Below are 20,248 nucleotides of genomic sequence, written 5' to 3' on the forward strand. Positions count from 1 at the left end.
GTTGCATTATAATATTTTGCTCATCAAGCAAGGAGTGCTGGTGTATTGGTTAGTTAGTAGCCTAGTAATTATTGCGATGATGGGTGTGTTGGCAGTTGCAGATAATGTAGCGATGCCAATCGACATGCCCTTATTGGATATGGTCAGCGCCTCCGGTTTGCTTTGGTTGCTTGTCGTATTTGCTATTATGCTGCTTAGTGCTACTCAACTTAACATCCCTTCAGTAAATACTCAAAGCACCCATAAAACGCGCTCTGTCAGCTCACCTAATGATGTTGAGTTGTCACTTTTTAGCAGATACTTCTTATTTGGTCTATTAGCCATTGCGTTGGTCATGGGTAGTGCACTACAAGCGCTAGTTGCACATCGGCAAGCCGAAACGACCAAAATCACTAACTCTATACGTGTACAAGCGCTCGTTCGTATCGAAGGGATAAGTGACAGCGTATATGATGCCAGTACAGATAGCGGCTATCGACAAGTAGCAGTGGTCACACAGTTAATGCCATTAGTCGCTGAGTTGACTCCCCAAGATCTGGCAAATAGTACAAGTGATTATTCAGAGCAAGAGAAAAATAGCCTAAGTAAAATATATAGTAACAATTTTGAAAAAAATCTCGATAATAATATCGAATACCGAGTATTGCTCAATGCTTATCCAAAAAACACATCAAATGATGATTCGTTCTCAAATTTAAATGATTTGCAGCCAGGCGATGAGCTATTTATGAGCTTGGCACTGGCACCATTGTCTGCCTCCAAGCAAGCAATAAGCAACATGTCTGGTTTCGATAGTTATCGCTGGTTGCGCGGTCGACATATTGATGGTGTGGCAAATATACTGGCGGTGAGTCCGTTGACTGTCAGCAAGAGCAGTAACGATGAAGCTTTACAACAAGCATCGATGTTTGACTCTTATTTCCAGCGACTCCGTACTCGTATTGATATAGGACGTTGGCAGTTAAGGGATCATTTTTATAGAGATTGGCCAGCACAAACCACAGCAGAGCAGCAGGCAAAAGCGGTTACTTTGAGCTTGCTCACGGGTGATCGTAGCTTGATTGATCGCGACACCAAGGACTTGTATCAACTGGCGGGTATCTCGCATTTGCTTGCAATATCAGGGACACATGTACTGTTTTTAGCCATTGTATTGGGCGGCGCCGTTATGCTGCTCTTCAATCGATTGTGCCCAGTGGTTTATCGCTATATGCCACGCTGGCAAGTGCGCTGGTGGGTAATGATTGGTGCTGCTTTTATCTATGCACTATTTACAGGTTTTGATGTGCCCGCTGCACGTACGGCCTGGATGCTACTGGCTATCGGCTTGGTAAGATTGACATTGCTGCCTATCAGTACCATGCGCGTGTTATTAGCATTAGCTGTCTTGATGGCATGGCAAGATCCGTATGTGTTGTGGCAGGCAGGGTATTGGCTATCTTTCATCGCAGTAGCGCTACTACTCAAGTATGAAGACACATCATATCAGCGCAATACAGCCGCTGCGCCGCTACCATACAATGATAATGATAATAATGGGCGTGCTTATATAAGTAATGTATTATTCCATCGTGTATTGCAAATGGCTCGGCGTATATTCAAGCTGCAATTCTGGTTATTTTTTACTTTATTGCCTATTACGCTGCTCTTATTCGGTAAGGCGTCGCTATGGGGGCTTTTTGTCAATTTGTTTGCCATTGGGCTGTTTGGGTGGGTGATTGTACCGCTCAATCTGTTAGCAGGGCTTTTTTACCTGTTATCACCCACGATAGCCGACAGCATTTGGTCTTTGGTCAGTGCCATCGTCGGCAATCTACATGAGTTGATTGGTTGGCTGATATCATTACCAGCATTAACAGACGCATGGCTTTATACACCAGTGAATATGGCGATATTGCTCATGGTGTTGTTAAGTATAATACCTTGGCTTTTACCAAGAGGTCTGCTCAGTCGCTGGTTAGTACTGCCTCCACTGACGCTGTTAATGATGACGGTGTATGCCAATCAGCAGTCAATTATAACAATGCCGACGTTATATATTTTGCCAACGGGTGATCCATATATCAGTGCAGCCTTGCTACAATTCCCTTTAAATGATCAAAGCATTAGTAAAAATAAGGATTGGTCGCCATTTTCGAAAGACAGTACTAGCTGGCTGTTTTTGGCTGACCATAGACCAACCGCAACACGAACCATGCCAAGTAGTCTTACAGCGGATAAACTATCTGCGTCTTTAGAGCAGCAATTAGGCAGTTTGTCAGTCGATAAGTTAGAAGGCATCATAGTGCAGAGCAGTAGCACCGTACTGACTGAGACGTTGAGTGCTAGTGAGCAAAATATGGTCGTTAGCGCCAAAAATTCTGAGTTATTACCGCTGGCAGTTGCGCAGTTAAATCAGCAGCTGCCTGTCAGTCAATATTGGCAAGCTGGGCGCTCCGAGCGTTGGCCTGCATTTCAGCAAGCGCATAACACAGTAGCCCAATCTAAAGGTAAGACGAATATCAGTGCCCAAGGTTGCGAGCAAGGCAAAACATGGCAGGTGGCTAGTGATGATTTATCCATCCAAGCAATGACAGGCTGGAGCAAGATAGGTGATGCCAGCGTGTGGGACTGTACAATTGCGATTGACAGCAGCGTACCTATACAAGTTCTAAGATACAACGCAGCCGATCCGCTAAAGTCATTATCTGTAAACTCTCAAACGAAAATAGCAGATAACCAGTTAGATACGGATCACAAAAACTTGTCTCAATCACGGCTTGTTTTAGATACTGACACCCATCCACGCGTTTGGCAGATGTGGTCATTATTATGTTCAGCTGATTCGAATAACGACATTATGAGGTTTAAAAATATCACATGGCTGGGTCATAGTGCATCACAGATGACGACTGACGTCATAAGTCGTCAAAGCATCAATCATATTATCACCTACGATGACAAACCTTTAGAAGCGTCTTTATCGTTGAATATAATAAACAACAGTGTTGACGCAGAAGTGACGAGTCCTTAAAAATATCGCTTATACTCGCAGTGTTACAATATGGTGATATTTCACAGTTATACTATTGAACCATTATCGAAATACCACCATACTTAGCAGCCTATTAATACTGATGATTGACACGGCGAAGAGATATTTATTTTTAGCCGTATCTACTAATATCATCTTTTTATTGTTTTAGATTGTTTCTGACTTAGGAAGTTATATGCCCAACTGGCCACCAGACCCAAACAAACGTCCTGATAATTCGGCAAATCAGCCAACGCCCATGCAGCAACCAAACGCGCCGAGTGGACAAGAGTGGAAAGTACTGGAAAACACCTTATTAGCTAGTGTGGTTGAGCAGCGCCGTGCTCGTCGCTGGAGTATTTTCTTTAAATTGTTGACCTTTGGTTATATCTTATTGATATTTTTGACCATAGGTCGCGGATGTAGTGGTTCGCCAACAGGTATGGATGCTGTTGATACTAGCTCGCCGCATTTGGCAGTGGTTGAGCTGCAAGGTGTGATCAGTAACGATGACGTGGCCAACGCTTACGATGTCAATGAGGCATTGAGAGACGCTTTTGCCAACAGTAACTCTAAAGCGGTGGCGTTAGACATTAACTCACCTGGTGGCTCACCGGTACAGTCTGATGAAATTTGGCAGACCATGATGGAGCTGCGTAAGGAATATCCAGACAAAAAACTTTATGCCGTTATCGGTGATATTGGTGCTTCGGGTGCTTATTATATCGCCTCTGCCGCAGATGAGATCTACGTCAACCCATCGAGCTTGGTTGGTTCTATTGGTGTCATTATGCCAAGCTACAATGTCAAAGGTCTAATGGACAAAGTCGGCGTAGAAGATCGTACTATCACGGCGGGTGAGTACAAAGACATCTTGAGCTTGTCGCGTCCATTGACTGACTATGAAGAAAAACATGTTGAAGGTGTGCTTGCCAATACGCACAAGCACTTCATCAATGCTGTTAAAGAAGGCCGCGGTGATCGCCTGAAAAACCCTGAGCAAAACAAACTGTTTTCAGGATTGTTTTGGACCGGTGAGCAGTCTATCGAGCTAGGTTTGGCAGACAAAACAGGCAGTATCACAAGCCTTAGCAAACAATTGGATCTTGATACGATCATCAGCTATAGCCCAACCGATCCGTTCCAAATGTTTATGGATCGTTTTGCGGTACAATTGGGTGCAGGCATTGGTTCTAGCATGAGTCTTGATGGGTTTTTACCCCAAGAAGAAGGCAATGCAAAAATGCGTTAAGCGTTTAATGTTTTAGATATACTGTGTATGATTGTTGAGGCTGAGCATATAATTATGTTCAGCCTTAATTGTATATAGTGCTAAAAATTATCTTAATATGAAATACAGTTGCATTATTAAAAATAATATATAAACCATCCCACGAGAGCCTGTTATGAGTGATGAAATCAATTTGCAGACCTTTGCTGCGCTACCTGTCTCCAAGATAACAAAAAAGCCTGTGCTTCATTTTGCCCATGCCAATGGGATGCCAAGTGCTGTCTATGAGCCATTTTTTGCAGGATTGTCAGCATTTTTTACGATTGAATATATTGCCATGTTGGGTGATACGCCCGATTATCCAGTGGATAATCATTGGCACAGTCTGACACAGCAGGTGATCGATAGTGTAAAAACTGCCTGCGAGAAGCACGGCGTCACTCAGGTGGTCGGCGTGGGTCATTCACTTGGCGCCATGTGTACCTTACAGGCAGCGTACCGTGAGCCAAAGCTGTTTGCTCAAGCAGTGCTCATGGATCCGCCTTGGATTTATGGCAAAGTTAGCTTGTTGTGGCATTTGGCAAAGACAGTAGATAAATTGCCTCTCACGAATAAGCGTTTGATGGATAAATTGTCGCCAGCGGGTATCTCTAAGCATCGCCGTGATGTGTGGGATAGCCGAGCAGAAGCGTATGAAAAAATGCGGCATAAAGGATTTTTCAAAAACTTTAATGAGCGCAGCTTCCAAGGCTATATCGATCATGGTTTGCATGAGCGCGCGGATGGTAAGGTCACATTGGCCATTCCTAAAGCTAATGAAGTGGAAGTATTCCGTACCAATCCTTCTTGGTATTGGTTGGCACCGAATCGCGGCCCCAAAGTGCCTGTTACCTTGATTATCGGTCAAGACAGTATTTTTTTAAAACGTCGGTTTCCCCAACAGATAAAGTCGCGCTTAGGTATCCCTTATGAGACTCATGAGGGTGGCCATATGTTCCCACTTGAGTACCCAGAGTCTGTAGCGCAGCAGGTACTCGAACTGATTAAGCAGCAGCTATCAAAATAAAAGCAACGTATCGTTATGCAGACTTGTGTCTAACACAAGCTGACCGTGTATTTTTTAAGTGACATATATATGCCAAAAAACGTGACAGCTTTACCGGACATCGCAACATCGCCTGAGCGTCCGCCATTATTTTCACGCGTTGGTGCATTTATGCTGACGGTAGGGATGGTGTTTGCGTTTTTTATCAGTCAATTGGTAGGCGTCTATATCGCTGGCAAGCTGGTATTACCTGCGACCAAAAATGCTTCGATGGGCGATATCTTCTTCTTTGGCAGTAACGATGGAACAGTCGTGAGCTTATCAATACTTATAGGCTGCGTGCTGCTGATGACAACCAGTGTTCTCATTATTCGTATAAGAGGCGGTGAATGGCGGCAGTATTTAGCATTAAAGCCGTTTTCATTTGCCGTAGGTATGGGCATGCTAGGATTGCTGTTGATATTTATGATAGTCAGTCAGGCGCTGACCTATATGCTGGATATGACGCCGCTGGTATTTGTAGATCCGTTGTACCAGTCTGTTAGTTCAGTATGGCTGCTGGTATTTGCAATGGTCGTGGTTGCACCTATTTACGAAGAAGTGGTCTTTCGTGGCATATTATGGTCAGCCATCGCAGAGCAGTTCAAGGCGCCGTTGTATCCAGCGCAGCGAGGTGCAATAGTGGCGAGTATCGTGACCAGTTTGATATTCGCCATTATCCATGTGCAGTATGGCATTTATGAAATCAGTACTATTGTGGTGTTGGCATTCATATTTTGTTATGCACGTATCAAGTCAGGGTCGCTATTACTGCCAATCGTACTGCATATCGTTAATAATGGCGCAGCGATGTGGCAGTATCTTGCGCATTATATCAGCATTTAGCTATGCGTCAGGATTTAACGATAACACTTCATCGGCTGCTCGTTTAATGTCATCGAGCGTTAGCTGAGGTTTACCGCTCAATGCTTGCCGCCATTTGCGTGCCCCCATCAACCCTTGAAATAATCCTAGATAATGTCGTGTCATCGTGGGTAGCGCTTCGCCTTTGGCGATTTGTGCTTGTAGATAAGGGTAGAGCTGCTCTAGGATCTCTGAGCGCTTAGGTATCGCTTCGGGTGCTGCCTCGTTCCATAAGCTATTCGCTTCTGCTAGTAAATACGGGTTATGATAAAACGCCCGACCAATCATCACGCCATCGATATGTTGCAGGTGCATTTTGATGTCTTCAATGGTATCGATACCACCATTGATCTCAATGTCGAGTTCAGGAAAGTCTTGTTTTAGACGATAAACATCCTCGTAGCGTAGCGGTGGTATCTCGCGGTTTTGCTTGGGACTCAGCCCTTGTAGCCATGCGGTACGTGCATGAACGATAAAACGCGTACAGCCGGCTGCTGCAACTGTCTGCACAAAATCCACCATAAACTCGTAACTGTCAAAATCATCGATGCCGATACGGTGTTTGACCGTCACAGGAATATCGACTGCAGCTTGCATGTGCTTGACCAAGTCAGCAACAGTCTGAGGCTCTGCCATCAAACAGGCACCTATCTTATTATGCTGTACGCGATCAGAAGGACAACCAACATTGATATTGACTTCATCATAGCCGTATTGCTGAGCAAATTCGGCGCATTGTGTCATCTCACTGATATCTGCCCCGCCAAGCTGCAACACCAGTGGATGCTCAAGTGTGTCAAAGCGTAGGTGCCGTGCGCGGTTACCGTGTATCAACGCACCAGTGCTAATCATTTCGGTATACAGGTACGTGTGCGGGTTAAATAGTCGCGCAAAGTAACGATAGTCTGTCGTTGTCCAATCGATCATTGGCGCAACTGAGAGGCGTTTGTTGGTCATATCAACCATGATTGTTAAGCCTTAATATTTGTGTCTGAAATAAATGGATAAGGTGCAATGGACGAGACGACCCATTGCACCTTAATTGTTAATCTTTATGAGAATATTGATCAGTTGATTACAAGATTACGTGGTCAATTTTTTTGATTTCAGGCAGATTGTAAAAATATAGCCCCATAATGATACCGATAAAGCCAATAAATGCAATGTATAACGCTGGCGAGAAACTGATGAGTGTCGTCGCATAACCAAGTCCAAAAGGTATTAGCACACCAGTCATGACTTGCGTGACATTATTGCAAATAGCAACGCCTGTGAGACGAACGTTGGTCGGAAACAACTCTATGAGGATGCCAGGTATTATACCGACGACGCCTGCACAGAAGCCCAAAAGTGCATACATGATTAAGATATAGTCACCACCTGCTTGCAAATGGTAAAAGAAGGCCAACATTTGAGCGATAAGTAAAATAGAACCAGTCACTAGAATTTTGCCAAAGTTGTCATGATTAGAAATAAGGCCGTAGAATATACAACCAAAAATCATAAAGATAATGCCCAGACTATGAGAAAAATTAAACAAGTCAGTATCTATAGCAAAGTTTATTTCTATTAAATCAGGCAACATCAGAATAACGACAGAGGTGATACTAGAGATGATTAATGTCAGTACCATACCGACAAATATAGAATGCTTGCAGTGTTTGAATAGTATAGTGAGCGGTTTGCGTACATCAGTGCCAATTTGGGGCTTGTCCAACGCCAGAAAAAAGGGTGTCTCTCCAACGAGTCGCCACACCAATAACGGTAAAAAGCTTAATACAGCGGCAACCAAAAATGGCAAACGCCAGCCGTAGTCGGTCAATTGATCCGTCGTCATAATACTAGAAAGCCACATAAAAAACGCGTTAGAAAACAGCACCCCTACTAAAAAGCTGGCAGTCACATAGCTACAGGCGACTGACAGATACTGCCGAGGGACATGCTCTGCTACAAATACCCAGGATAAAGGAACATAGAGACCGTATGCCATACCCTGTATTATTCTTAACACAATAAACAAAGCAGGAGCAAGCGCACCCCACTGTGCATAAGTGGGCAAAAAGGCCATTGCCAGCAGACTGAGTGCAGTGACAACTATCGCAATCAATAGGACTGGTTTTCGACCGTTTATATCGCCGTAACGCCCAAAGAGAATACCTCCGATTGGCCGTGCCAAATAACCGATAACAAACAATCCCATTCCTTGCAGCTTAGCAACCGTAGGATCGGTGTTAGCAGGGAAGATGGCAGCTGAGACAATATCTGCAATGTACAAATAAATCAAAAAATCAAAAAAGATTACAGCGCTGATAAAGCTGATAAACATCACGACGTTTTTGTCTTTAGCAGACATCAAGTCATATTTAGAACGAGTCGGCATAATAGATCACGCATCCACGGAGTAAAGTGGTCATTAAGACGATCATCGTTTAGACAACCGCACACAATAAAAACAGGCAAATCAATGCATAGAGATAATGATTTGCCGAAAAAATAAACTTAGAGATTTATACTAAAGACTTCGATGACAAGATGCTGATCTAACAGTGATTAGACGGTGTATCCTGAATGTTTAAGCATTGATAAGTAACAGGTTTCACACGTTATAGCAGCCAATCAATGGGTAACCATGACATGATGGTCAGCCAAACATGGTCACTCATGTCAACGCGTGGCTCTGAGTCATAGACAACTTCTTTACCGTCTTCCATGGTATGCCACTCCAAGCTACCGTTGTCTAGCAGCTTAACTTCATAGGCTTGGTTTAACAGATCATCACTCAGTGCCCCGTGCAGCTGTCTTGCCAACTCATCATCATTGATGATGACACCCATTTCAGTATTGATATTGGCAGAGCGAGGGTCAACATTATAGGAGCCGATAAACACTTGGTAATCGTCTACCGCAAACGTTTTTGCATGTAAGCTGGTTGATGACTGACTACGCGCTCGCCAGAGCTTATTATCACGTTTTTCTTCAGCTGCTGTTGATTTTAGCTCATATATTTTTACGCCTGACCGCAGCAGACTAGGACGCCATTGGCTATAACCAGAATGAACAGCGGTCACGTCGGTCGCATCAAATGAGTTGGTCAATATTTTGATATCAACGCCAGATTCGGCTAGCTTGACCAAAGTATCGACCCCATCTTTGGTCGGGACAAAATAAGACGAGATGATGGTCAGTTTTTTGGTTGGGCTACCGAGTAACGTACGCAGTTGATGCACCAAGTTGGTCTCAGATGAGACGCTTTTGGACAGCTTGCCAACATCGTCACTCAAAAATTGCATGTCTGTCCAACGAAAAGGCACGCGTTTGTTGATCAGATCAGTGTCTATCGTCGAGTCTTTGATGGCGGCTTTATAGACCGTCAAGCTACTGCCTTCGTTGTTTTCCTCATCTATACCCAGCTTGTCTAATGCCTTTAAGAAATCAGGCGTGACATCGTCATCAAATTTGGCTAAAGTTTCGATGTCAAACGACAGCGGCGATGACCAATAACTGGCAAAGCTATTATCAATGTCTGCGACGACTTTACCAATCAGCAAAACATCCAAATCCGCAAACTGGCTGCTTTGATCGTTACTTAGGTACTCATTACCGATATTACGTCCACCGATAATGGTAATCTGTTTATCAAACGTCATGCTTTTATTGTGCATACGGCGATTGATACGCGGTAAACCAGTGACGTAATTCAATGTTGAAAACTTACGATGCATCAACGGATTGATGATACGCACCGCGATATTAGGGTGGCTCGCAAAACGTAATAGGTGCTGATCAAACTTTGCACTGTTATTGAAATCATCCAACAACAAACGCACGATCACACCGCGCTCAGCGGCTTCCCACAAGTCTTTTAGTAGCAGTTGGCCAGCCTGATCATTGTGCCAAATATAATATTGCGCATCGATATTGCGCGTGGCCATACCCGTTAAAATACTACGGGCGGCAAACGCATTTGCCCCAGTGACGATCGGATGATAGCCTGACAAATCAGGGTGAATTTCATTTTGTGCACTAACAGCGGCCACTAGGTCGGTGTTGCTGACTCCAGCCGCTGTTTCTTGTTCAATCTTTGGTATGTCTTCTTGTTGGTATAAAGCATTGACTCGCGCTGATAGCGCTTGGCTCTCAGGTAGATGCGGCTGTTTGGGTAGGCTCTGGCAAGCGCTCAGACCTAAAGTCAGCCCAAGTGTCAGACTGAGCGATAAGCTGCTTGGTTCTATACTGAACATCGACATAACGAATTTACCTTAATGAGCCTAAATATACTGATAAATAAAATGCATGGATAAGTAATTTGCTGAAATCGTTCATCTATTTTTAAGGATGATAGCATTGATTGGACGGTCTATAAAAATATCACCAATGGCAAAATCTAAATCGTCGCTAAGCTTAGCAGCTGTTGCGATATCTGCCTATTATAAATACGTTATTTTTGTTAGATTTAGCGCATGAAATCATTGTTTTTTAAGTAGTGTTTAATTATATATGTGGCATATTTTAAGCAGTAGAATTGCCACATCTTTGGTATTCGAAAATAATATTTAGTGGCCATTTGAAACCAGATGTGCGGAATAAGTCGACATGATATGATAACGCTGATGAATTCGATCGATAATCAGAAGAATAAGCAGTCATTTTATTTCAATTAAAAGATCAACCAATAACATATTAACCAAAGTAACGGAACGTTTATGAGTCAGTCGCAAAACCATGATGAGAGCAGTTTGAACAAGTTAGATCCAAACTGGCGCAACGATGCCTTAGATTTAGGGCTTGATTATGGCATGCAGACCATCGCAGTGCGGGCAGGTCAACACCGTACAGACGAAGGCGAGCATTCAGAGCCTATTTTTACCACCAGCTCTTACGTTTATCGTTCAGCCGCTGATGCTGCTGCTCATTTTGACGGTACAAAAACAGGAAACGTTTACTCTCGTCATACCAACCCAAGTGTACGTACTTTTGAGCGTCGTCTCGCCGCGCTAGAAAACGGTGAACGCGCGGTTGCAACGGCCTCTGGTATGGGCGCTATTTTGACCATGTGCTTGGCATATCTAAAAGCGGGCGACCATTTGCTCGCGGCCAACCAGTTATTCGGCTCATCTATTGGTCTGTTTAACAACTATATGGCCAAATTTGGCGTTGAAGTCAGCTACGTTGATTGCTTCGACAATGAGGCATGGGCCAATGCAGTTCAACCAAATACCAAGGTGATCTATTGCGAAAGCCCAAGTAATCCACTTGCGCAGATTTGCGATATCGGTTATTTGAGCGAGCTGTGCAAAGCCAATGATATATTACTTGTCGTCGATAATTGCTTTGCCACGCCAGCATTGCAGCGCCCTCTAGATTTGGGTGCCGATGTCGTTATTCATTCTGCGACCAAATATTTGGATGGTCAGGGTCGTGTACTCGGTGGGGCGTTGGTTGGTAGTGACAAACTCATGCAAGAAGCGTTTACGGTAGTACGTTCAGGCGGTATCAGCATGAGTCCGTTTAATGCTTGGGTATTTACCAAGGGGCTTGAAACGCTCAAATTACGTATGCAAGCGCATTGCCAAAATGCCAATCAAGTCGCAGAATTTTTGGCCAATCACCCTAACGTTAGTACGGTGCATTTCTCCGGCCTAAGTGATCATCCTGCGCACGAACTTGCCACCCGCCAACATCATATGAAAGACGGTTACGGTGCGATCATGGGCTTTGAAGTCAAAGCATCTGATAGCCTTAATACCAAAGAAGCGGCTTGGCATGTGATTGACTCGACTCAAATGGTCTCTATCACCAATAATTTGGGCGATGCTAAAACCACGATTACGCATCCTGCGACGACCACACATTTCCGTCTCACCCCTGAGGCTCGTGCTGAAGCTGGCGTTAAAGACGGTCTGATTCGTCTATCAGTTGGTTTGGAAGATGTCGAAGATATTATCAAAGATTTGGCGCGTGGTTTAGACAGTTTGTAAAGATAGCGGTATAATGCCGTCAGTATTTTATTTTAAACTTTAAATTATCCCATCTATTATTATAAGACAAAGAGGTAACTATGAATATTCAAGCATTGATGCAACAAGCACAAACCATGCAAAAGAAAGTAGAAGCAAACGTTGAAAATGCTAAGAAAGAGCTTGCGAACAAAGAAGTGCAAGCAGAAGCGGGCAGTGGTCTGGTTAAAGTCACCATGACTGGTCGCCATGTGGTCAAGCGTTTGACCATTGATCCAAGCTTGCTAGAAGATGAGCCAGATATGATCGAAGATCTTATCGCTGCGGCTATCAATGATGCGGTGCGTCAAGCGGATGAGCTATACGAAGAAACCATGGCTGGCGCGACCTCAGGCATGGGTCTGCCACCAGGCATGCAAGGCATGTTCTAAGCATTAAATACTTTAGACTGAAGACAAAAATGGGGTTGTTATCGACACGATACGACCCCATTTTTATAGCTACGATTTATAAATTCAGTTAATTAAAGGAAGCTACTTTGCTTACAGCCAAATTTGATCAGCTGGTCAAACAGCTGCGTATATTGCCAGGCGTCGGTCAAAAAAGTGCCCAACGAATGGCGCTACATTTGCTTAGTAAAAAACGTCCGCAGGGCATGGCGCTTGCCCAAGCACTAGATGAAGCCATGCGCGATATTGTTGAATGTCAGCGCTGTCATAGCTATAGTGATGAAGCGGTGTGTCCTCTATGCCAAGACCCTAGGCGTGATGATGGGTTGTTGTGTGTGGTCGAGACAGCGGCAGATGTGATGGCTATCGAGCAAACCGCAGGATATCGTGGTCGCTATTTTGTGCTTGGCGGACATTTATCCCCGATTGATGGAATCAGTGCAGATGACTTAAATATTGATCAGCTGGTATGGCGAGTCAAGCAAGAGCCTGTTGAAGAGATTATACTGGCAACAGGTACGACGGTTGAAGGACAGACCACCGCACATTTTATTAGCGAGGCCGTCAGTCGTCATGTCAATAAAGTCACACGTTTGGCACAAGGGGTACCGATGGGCGGCGAGCTTGAGTATCTAGATAGTATGACGCTGGGTCAAGCCATGCAAAATCGCTCTTTTTTATAAGGTTTTGATTGCATCAAAGTCTTGCTCCTTTCATTCTATGAAATTGTTATAATTGCTTTATTATTGTTCTCCTTTTTAATTTTATTAAGACGCAGTATCGCGTTTTATTTTCTCCTATTTATGCAGGTATCTGCCCGTGTCCAACAACGTTTCGAACGCTTCAGTCAAATCAAACCCTTCCGAGATTACTGATAACTCATCACAAAAAGCAGCTAATACTGAGATGACATCAGTGGCGACACCTTCGGAACCAAATGACGATGCACTGGATGTTGATGCAATTGATATCGATGCACTGTTGGATATCGCTGATGCCGTCGATGTCACATGGGTGCGCGAGCAGCACCAACTGACTGAGGTCATCAGTGCCTTGGCAACTTGTGGCCGCGTCGCACTGGATACTGAGTTTATCAAGCGCGACACTTACTACCCTCGTCTGGCACTCGTACAGTTAAACACGGGTAATCACGTATATTTACTGGATGCGCCTGAGTTGCAATTATCTGAGTTGTGGGAAGTATTACGTAAAGTCGATGTGGCTATCTGGCATGCTTGCGGCGAAGATTTAGGCATTTTTTATCTGCTATCTGGTTGTCCGCCATTGACCAATATCTTTGATACGCAAATTGCGTTGTCTTATTTAACCGGGCAATTACAAATGGGCTATCAGCAGGCATTGGCAGATCAGCTAGATATGCATATCGATAAAGAGCACAGTCAGTCTGATTGGCTCCAGCGCCCGTTGACAGACGAACAGGAGCAGTATGCCATCGATGATGTGCGTTATTTGCCAGCGCTGTATCTCAGTATCGAACATGCGCTTAAGGCACAAGGGTTATATGATTACGTCTGGGCTGACTGTCAGCTTTATGCCAGTGATTTGTATGACTTGCAACACGTCGAAGATGAAGCGATGTATTTAACGATGGCTGATTATCGCTATAACTCACAGCAAATGGCGATACTCAAAGGAATTGCGACGTGGCGAGAAGAGCTGGCACGTGCGACCAACCAGCCGCGTACGTTTATCATCAAAAAGCAAGCGGTACGCGAGATCGTCACTGAAAAACCAAACAGCATGCGTGAGCTGGCGCACAAAACGACGATGCATCGTAGCATGCTGCGCTTATATGGTGAAGAGCTGCTTAAGATAATAAGAGAAGCCAAAAGCCTATCACCTGCTGAGCATCCAGCTTGTCTAGTGCCGCCATATCGCTCAAAAAACAAAATCTTGTCAAAAGCAGTGCAGCAAGCGATTGATGATCACGCTAAGGCTATTGGCGTGCCTAGCAGCGTTTTAATGCGCAAAAAATGGCTAGGACAGCTATATGAAGTCATTGCCCTTGATAAAGATCTCAGCGAATTACCACAAGGGTTAAAAGGCTGGCGCAATGATTGGGTCATCCAGACGTTGATTCCTGTGATCAGCAAGCATAAAACTGAATTGCAGCAAGGGATGGGTATTAGATAGCAAATACAGCCAACTCAACAAATTGATGTCTAATTTCACATTGCTTGTTTTTAAATCAATCAATGGCAGCATCAATTTTTTATCTATCGATAAATGGTCGTTTTGACAATCTTACTTATACTTTTGCTCAGTCATATCTATTCAATTATTCGCTGTCATCTAGGGTATTTTACGTATTAAAAAATATGCCCTAGTGTTCAAACTCACCGTTTTCCAAGAACAAAATGACTTGCCGAGCTACTTCTTTATTGACCAGCATGCCTGTATGGGTAACGGGAAGGATGATATGGTCGTTGGCGCATTCCAGTCGTGTTTCGCTGACATAGACAGTGCCATCATGAGCACAGTTTTCTGTAGCCGCTGATACGCCTTTTTTATTCAGTTTGCGATTATGATATTGCAAAAAAGGTTGTCCTAAGCCGCGCGGTTTATCGCCTGCAATCACGCCTAGATGGATATGTTCAGGACAGGACGTCGCTGTACCATCGAGCGCATCAACATAAGATCGTCCTACAATCAAAGGACTCAGACGCCATACGTAATCGGCGCAAACACTACCCACGTGCGGCGTACCCAGCGTGACGCAGCGTCCAATTTGCCATTTGGGATAATTGGCCAAAAAATCACGAATAATCAATCCACCCAAGCTATGACCGACCAAATCTATTGGCTGATCAGGGTTGTGGTTGGCGCTCAGCCAATCATGTAGTCGCTGGCTGTTGGTTTTGATGCTGTCGCGCATGCTGCGATAGCGGTATTGATGGGTGGCAAAGCCTTGCGCTTGTAGACGCTTTGCTAAGGGACGCATCATCCAAGTCGTTTGATGCAAACCATGTATCAAAATCACAAGGTTTTTTCGTGTAGGCGCTTTTTTTGCCAAGTCTTTTTGTTGCATAACAATATCCAAATGAGTAGCATTATAAGACTTTTATCGACGCTTGTTTATAAAAATGAGCAGATAGACATCTTATATTAGCGCTTTAGGGGTAAGGGTTGTCAAATTATCTGAGTTTTTTAATTTCAATGTTAGCCATTGTTGCGCTGTCAGGTTGTACTACTTATAGAGCGAAGAGACCACCAGTTATTCAGGTAGAGATGCCAAAAATGATAGTGGTAAGCGAACCTGTGCCAGCTAAGACACCTCTGCAAATTGCTACTTGGTCCCCAACTAAATATAACGGTCGATTTACAGCGATGACAGCGGGTTATTTGACAGTTATTAATAACTGCCTTGCTTTGACTAGGGATAGTTACGAGGTGTCGACAAAAGATAATAGTCTTCTGCTAGTATTAGCGGATACGTCTTTTTCATGGGATACCGCTCAGGAAGTATTACTATTTGAAGGAAAGCCTTATAAGATTGGCGATACGCTTTATCTTGTTGGTGCGGCGTTTACTTATTCCAATGCTAATATTACAGATCAGATAAAAGTGAACTGGATAGAATGTGGCTTGAATAAAGGTTGGTTGGGCGGTTAAGTCTCATTGACAGTGTAAAAATTTAACAATGCACGCATAAAACAAAACCGCCAAATCAGTCGCTGATTTGGCGGTTTTTTATAAAATAAACGGCTAGTTATCGAAAGTGATAATTACATATAGTTTTCGATACTTGGGCAAGAGCACATAAGGTTCTTGTCACCGTACGCATCATCGACGCGTGCCACACTTGGCCAGAACTTGTTTGCACGGATGTAAGGCAGTGGGAACGCAGCAGTCTCACGGCTGTATGGATGCGTCCATTCTTCACCAGTAATCATAGCAGCCGTATGCGGTGCATTGACCAATGGGTTGTCTTCTAGCGTCCAGTTGTCTTCACCCGCTTTGGCTTTCATCGCTTCAGCTTTGATAGATTTCAGCGCACTGATAAAACGATCCAACTCTTCTTTTGACTCAGACTCTGTCGGCTCAATCATCAGCGTACCTGCGACTGGGAAGCTCATCGTTGGTGAATGGAAACCATAATCCATCAAGCGCTTAGCAATATCACTTTCCGTGATGCCAGTCTCTTCTTTTAACGGACGAATATCGATGATACATTCGTGAGCCACGCGGCCGTTTTTACCTGTATATAATACAGGGTAGTGGTCTTTTAGCTGGGCGGCTACGTAGTTGGCATTTAGCAGGGCAAGCTCGGTCGCTTTTAGCAAACCATCACGGCCCATCATGGCAATGTACATCCATGAGATAGGCAAGATGCTCGCTGAACCATAAGGCGCAGCCGATACCGCTGAGCAGTCTTTTTGCGCGTTATGAACAGGGCTTAGCGTATGGTTGGCCATGAAGGGTGCCAAATGCGCCTGCATACCGATAGGACCCATACCTGGACCGCCGCCGCCATGTGGGATACAGAAGGTTTTGTGCAAGTTCATATGTAATACATCAGCGCCCACGTCTGCAGGTTGCATCATGCCTACCTGAGCATTCATGTTGGCGCCATCCATATAGACCTGACCACCATGCTTGTGAGTCAAATCACAGATATGACGGATGCCTTCTTCAAACACGCCATGAGTTGATGGGTAGGTGATCATTAAAGCGCCCAAACGCTCGCTGTGCTCTTCACACTTGGCGGTTAAATCATCAATATCAACATTGCCGTTTTCATCGGTTTTGACCACAACCACTTTCATACCCATCATCATGGCAGTAGCAGGGTTGGTACCGTGCGCTGACATTGGAATGAGGCAAACATCGCGATTGGTTTCGCCCAATGACTCATGATAACGGCGAATCGCGAGCAGACCAGCATATTCACCAGAAGCACCAGAGTTTGGCTGCATAGAAACGTCATCAAAACCAGTGATGGCTTTTAATTGATCTTGCAAGCTATCAATCATCGCAATATAGCCTGTGACTTGGTCACGCGGTGCAAAAGGATGCACATTAGCAAACTCAGGCCAAGTAATCGGTAGCATTTCACTGGTAGCGTTTAGCTTCATAGTACAGCTGCCTAGTGAAATCATGCTGCGATTCATCGCTAAATCTTTGTCTTCAAGCGACTTTAGATAGCGTAGCATTTCGTGCTCGGTATGATGCGAGTTGAATACTGGATGAGTCAAGATGTCATCCGTACGTAGATGCGCGCTGTCAAGTGAGATGCGAGCCGTTTCAGGTAGATCATGTGACTTGTTGACAAACAACTGAGTCAAGATGTTGAAGTCTTGCTGATCGCTGGTTTCACTAAATGCAACGCTTAATTTGGTGTCGCTTAAGCGCCATAAGTTGTAGCCAACGTTGTCTGCATTTTTGAAGATTTGCGTAGCCAATTTCTCTGAACCACAATCAACCACGACTGTATCGAAGAATTGATCGTGTACTACATTTAGGCTACTGTCATTGGCTTCTTTGATAGCATCAGCGAAAGCAGTCGCAAAGGCATGAATACGAGTGGCGATGCGTTTGACGCCGCCTGGTCCATGATATACCGCATACATACCAGCGAGATTGGCGAGCAATACTTGTGAGGTACAGATGTTTGAGTTGGCTTTTTCGCGGCGGATATGCTGCTCACGCGTTTGTAGAGCCATACGTAGTGCTGTATTGCCTTGTGCGTCTTTTGATACGCCAATGATACGACCAGGCGCTGAACGCTTGGCTTTATCAGAGAATGCAAAATAAGCGGCATGTGGGCCACCAAAGCCCATTGGAATACCAAAACGCTGCGTGCTACCTAGCGCTACGTCAGCACCCATATCGGCTGGTGATTTCAATAGTACCAAGCTCATGATGTCACTGACGACACTGACGTAAGTCTTATTTTCTTTTACGGCACTGATGACGTCTGTTAAGTCTTTAACGTCGCCTTCAGCACCGACATACTGGAATAGCGCACCAAAATAATCGCCTGATTTAGCCGTTTCAAAATCACCAACGACCACATCCCAACCGAAGTATTTGGCACGGGTATTGATAACATCTAGCGTTTGTGGATAGACACGCTCATCGACGAAATACTGTGTTGATTTACTTTTGCTTACGCGCTTTGACATCGCCATCGCTTCTGCTGCTGCCGTTGCTTCATCAAGTAATGACGCACCAGCCAGCTCAAGACCAGTCAAATCGATACAGACTTGTTGGAAGTTCAGCAATGCCTCCAAACGACCTTGAGCGATTTCCGCCTGGTAAGGCGTATAAGCGGTATACCAGCCTGGATTTTCAAGGACGTTGCGCTGAATGACAGCCGGCATACGAACTGGAGAGTAGCCTTGACCGATATAGCTTTTATTAACAGTGATGTCGTCTGCCATCGTGCGCAGTTTGGCAAGTGCAGCGTGCTCACTCATCGCCACTGGCAAATCCAATTCTTTGTGCAAGCGTACTGGCTCAGGAACAGTGTCATTGATAAAGCTTTGCATATCTTTATAACCAACAGCGCTAAGTAGGTCAGCTTGCTTGGTCTCGTTCGAACCTAAGTGGCGATAGACAAATTCAGCTTCGTTGAACAATCCTTGGAAGGTATCAAACGATGGGTTTTGAGAGGTAGTCATGACAATCCTTGGTTAAGGGAGTAATAAACAAAATAGCAATTAAGGGAATAATGTGAGCGGTACGTTATACGTAATGCACAAACTGTTTTTGATCAAATCGGAACTGGGTGTTGTAAACGCCATTGTCAGCACGCTCGCCTGCGCCAAGCATCATAACGATATGATGGTCGTCGCTAAGATTGAGCAACGCTTTCATGGCAGGCTCATCAAAGCCGCCCATAGGACAGCTATCAAACCCATAAGCACGTAATGCTAGCATGAGGTTTTCGGCGGCAAGTGCAGTGTTATTGGTTGCCCAGTTTTTGGTGTCTTCAAACGTATAATAAGGCGATTTGATTGGGCCTTTTACGCGTCTGACCACTTGCGTTGCGCCCCATTTCGCAGCTGAAACCACGTTGGCTGGGCCACGCAAGAAGTCCATCGTGACGACTTTGTTGTAATAGTCTTTCACTTTTTTAGGAACTGGCTGATCAGGGTATTCGCGCAATACTTGCTTAGCGTGATCGTGCCAAACATCAGTACGAGCAACGATGGCTATCAAACGGGCTGATGTTTTTGCTGCGTTTTGATTCATGCAGTTTTTGACAGCGCGTTTGCGATTGTCAGCATCATCGATAACATAAAATTCCCACGGCTGTAGGTTGCTAGAGTTTGGTGCTAGCATGGCCAAACGCAGACAGTCTGCCAATACATCGTCAGGGATAGGTGTGTCAGTAAAACGGCGCACGGAACGGCGTGACTCTACGATATCGCGGAAGGCTTGTAGCTGCGGCGTATGGTTTGGTGCGGCAATGGGGTCTTTATTATCGGTGTTGGCATTCATATTAGGATCCATGCTGAGAATTGGGTTATCAGTTTGCGTCGTTGTTGATAGCACGTATTCATTGGGATTCGAATAGGTGATCAATACGAGTCAATGAGATAACGCTTGAGAGCAATAACATCGGACGATAATGATTGTTGGAGATCTACATATAAAGCTACTTTCAAATAGCAAGCATGGTCA

At 44.6% G+C, this 20,248-nt stretch carries 15 protein-coding genes; 9 read left to right on the top strand and 6 right to left on the bottom strand.

Going from position 1 to position 20,248, the window contains the following annotated elements; all coding sequences use genetic code 11:
• Positions 1-40 precede the first annotated feature (40 nt).
• The 4 genes from I3255_RS03820 to I3255_RS03835 all read left to right on the top strand — a co-directional run bounded on the left by I3255_RS03820 (position 41) and on the right by I3255_RS03835 (position 6,174).
• Positions 41-3,013, top strand: coding sequence for a ComEC/Rec2 family competence protein (locus I3255_RS03820; protein ID WP_238036998.1), 2,973 nt, complete (start codon positions 41-43; stop codon positions 3,011-3,013).
• Positions 3,014-3,272: 259 nt separating this feature from the next.
• On the top strand, positions 3,273-4,265 hold the full coding sequence (gene sppA / locus I3255_RS03825; protein ID WP_238037232.1) for a signal peptide peptidase SppA: 993 nt from the start codon (positions 3,273-3,275) through the stop codon (positions 4,263-4,265).
• A gap of 154 nt (positions 4,266-4,419) precedes the next feature.
• Positions 4,420-5,310 (top strand): alpha/beta hydrolase, encoded by an 891-nt coding sequence (locus I3255_RS03830; protein ID WP_238037001.1) that lies wholly within the window; start codon positions 4,420-4,422, stop codon positions 5,308-5,310.
• 69 nt (positions 5,311-5,379) lie between these two features.
• Complete coding sequence (locus I3255_RS03835; protein WP_238037004.1) at positions 5,380-6,174, top strand: CPBP family intramembrane glutamic endopeptidase; 795 nt, start codon at positions 5,380-5,382, stop codon at positions 6,172-6,174.
• On the opposite strand, the gene dusA is transcribed toward I3255_RS03835, so the two are convergent.
• The 3 genes from dusA to I3255_RS03850 all read right to left on the bottom strand — a co-directional run bounded on the left by dusA (position 6,175) and on the right by I3255_RS03850 (position 10,439).
• Positions 6,175-7,158: a tRNA dihydrouridine(20/20a) synthase DusA gene (gene dusA / locus I3255_RS03840; RefSeq protein ID WP_238037007.1), complete on the bottom strand. Its 984-nt coding sequence runs from the start codon at positions 7,156-7,158 to the stop codon at positions 6,175-6,177.
• Between the two features lie 109 nt (positions 7,159-7,267).
• Positions 7,268-8,572: an MFS transporter gene (locus I3255_RS03845; RefSeq protein ID WP_238037010.1), complete on the bottom strand. Its 1,305-nt coding sequence runs from the start codon at positions 8,570-8,572 to the stop codon at positions 7,268-7,270.
• Between the two features lie 223 nt (positions 8,573-8,795).
• Positions 8,796-10,439, bottom strand: a complete 1,644-nt coding sequence (locus I3255_RS03850; protein ID WP_238037013.1) for a phospholipase D family protein — start codon at positions 10,437-10,439, stop codon at positions 8,796-8,798.
• A 456-nt stretch (positions 10,440-10,895) separates the two neighbouring features.
• Between I3255_RS03850 and I3255_RS03855 the strand changes: the two genes are divergently transcribed.
• The 4 genes from I3255_RS03855 to I3255_RS03870 all read left to right on the top strand — a co-directional run bounded on the left by I3255_RS03855 (position 10,896) and on the right by I3255_RS03870 (position 14,752).
• Positions 10,896-12,170: an O-succinylhomoserine sulfhydrylase gene (locus I3255_RS03855; RefSeq protein ID WP_238037016.1), complete on the top strand. Its 1,275-nt coding sequence runs from the start codon at positions 10,896-10,898 to the stop codon at positions 12,168-12,170.
• Between the two features lie 80 nt (positions 12,171-12,250).
• Positions 12,251-12,580 carry a YbaB/EbfC family nucleoid-associated protein gene (locus I3255_RS03860; RefSeq protein WP_025651278.1) on the top strand — a complete coding sequence of 110 codons (330 nt, stop codon included), beginning with the start codon at positions 12,251-12,253 and terminating at the stop codon, positions 12,578-12,580.
• 107 nt (positions 12,581-12,687) lie between these two features.
• Complete coding sequence (recR, locus tag I3255_RS03865; RefSeq protein WP_238037019.1) at positions 12,688-13,281, top strand: recombination mediator RecR; 594 nt, start codon at positions 12,688-12,690, stop codon at positions 13,279-13,281.
• Positions 13,282-13,417: 136 nt separating this feature from the next.
• Complete coding sequence (locus I3255_RS03870) at positions 13,418-14,752, top strand: HRDC domain-containing protein (RefSeq protein WP_346268616.1); 1,335 nt, start codon at positions 13,418-13,420, stop codon at positions 14,750-14,752.
• Positions 14,753-14,942: 190 nt separating this feature from the next.
• Here the strand turns inward: I3255_RS03870 and I3255_RS03875 are convergent, their stop codons facing one another.
• Complete coding sequence (locus tag I3255_RS03875; protein ID WP_238037022.1) at positions 14,943-15,647, bottom strand: alpha/beta fold hydrolase; 705 nt, start codon at positions 15,645-15,647, stop codon at positions 14,943-14,945.
• A gap of 98 nt (positions 15,648-15,745) precedes the next feature.
• Between I3255_RS03875 and I3255_RS03880 the strand changes: the two genes are divergently transcribed.
• A complete protein-coding gene (locus tag I3255_RS03880; protein WP_238037024.1) occupies positions 15,746-16,231 on the top strand; it encodes a hypothetical protein in 486 nt (161 codons plus the stop codon).
• A 113-nt stretch (positions 16,232-16,344) separates the two neighbouring features.
• Here I3255_RS03880 and gcvP read toward each other — a convergent pair whose 3' ends face one another.
• A complete protein-coding gene (gcvP, locus tag I3255_RS03885) occupies positions 16,345-19,242 on the bottom strand; it encodes an aminomethyl-transferring glycine dehydrogenase (protein WP_238037027.1) in 2,898 nt (965 codons plus the stop codon).
• Positions 19,243-19,306: 64 nt separating this feature from the next.
• Positions 19,307-20,065, bottom strand: coding sequence for a nitroreductase family protein (locus tag I3255_RS03890; RefSeq protein WP_238037029.1), 759 nt, complete (start codon positions 20,063-20,065; stop codon positions 19,307-19,309).
• Positions 20,066-20,248 lie beyond the last annotated feature (183 nt).

Origin of the sequence: Psychrobacter sp. Ps6, assembly GCF_022129235.1 — a bacterium.
Lineage (GTDB): Bacteria > Pseudomonadota > Gammaproteobacteria > Pseudomonadales > Moraxellaceae > Psychrobacter.

Coding starts and splice junctions, on each gene's coding strand:
- sppA (WP_238037232.1), top strand. CDS start 3,273: ATGCAGCAACCAAACGCGCCGAGTGGACAAGAGTGGAAAGTACTGGAA.
- I3255_RS03830 (WP_238037001.1), top strand. CDS start 4,420: ATGAGTGATGAAATCAATTTGCAGACCTTTGCTGCGCTACCTGTCTCC.
- I3255_RS03835 (WP_238037004.1), top strand. CDS start 5,380: ATGCCAAAAAACGTGACAGCTTTACCGGACATCGCAACATCGCCTGAG.
- dusA (WP_238037007.1), bottom strand. CDS start 7,158: ATGGTTGATATGACCAACAAACGCCTCTCAGTTGCGCCAATGATCGAT.
- I3255_RS03845 (WP_238037010.1), bottom strand. CDS start 8,572: ATGCCGACTCGTTCTAAATATGACTTGATGTCTGCTAAAGACAAAAAC.
- I3255_RS03850 (WP_238037013.1), bottom strand. CDS start 10,439: ATGTCGATGTTCAGTATAGAACCAAGCAGCTTATCGCTCAGTCTGACA.
- I3255_RS03855 (WP_238037016.1), top strand. CDS start 10,896: ATGAGTCAGTCGCAAAACCATGATGAGAGCAGTTTGAACAAGTTAGAT.
- I3255_RS03860 (WP_025651278.1), top strand. CDS start 12,251: ATGAATATTCAAGCATTGATGCAACAAGCACAAACCATGCAAAAGAAA.
- I3255_RS03875 (WP_238037022.1), bottom strand. CDS start 15,647: ATGCAACAAAAAGACTTGGCAAAAAAAGCGCCTACACGAAAAAACCTT.
- gcvP (WP_238037027.1), bottom strand. CDS start 19,242: ATGACTACCTCTCAAAACCCATCGTTTGATACCTTCCAAGGATTGTTC.
- I3255_RS03890 (WP_238037029.1), bottom strand. CDS start 20,065: ATGAATGCCAACACCGATAATAAAGACCCCATTGCCGCACCAAACCAT.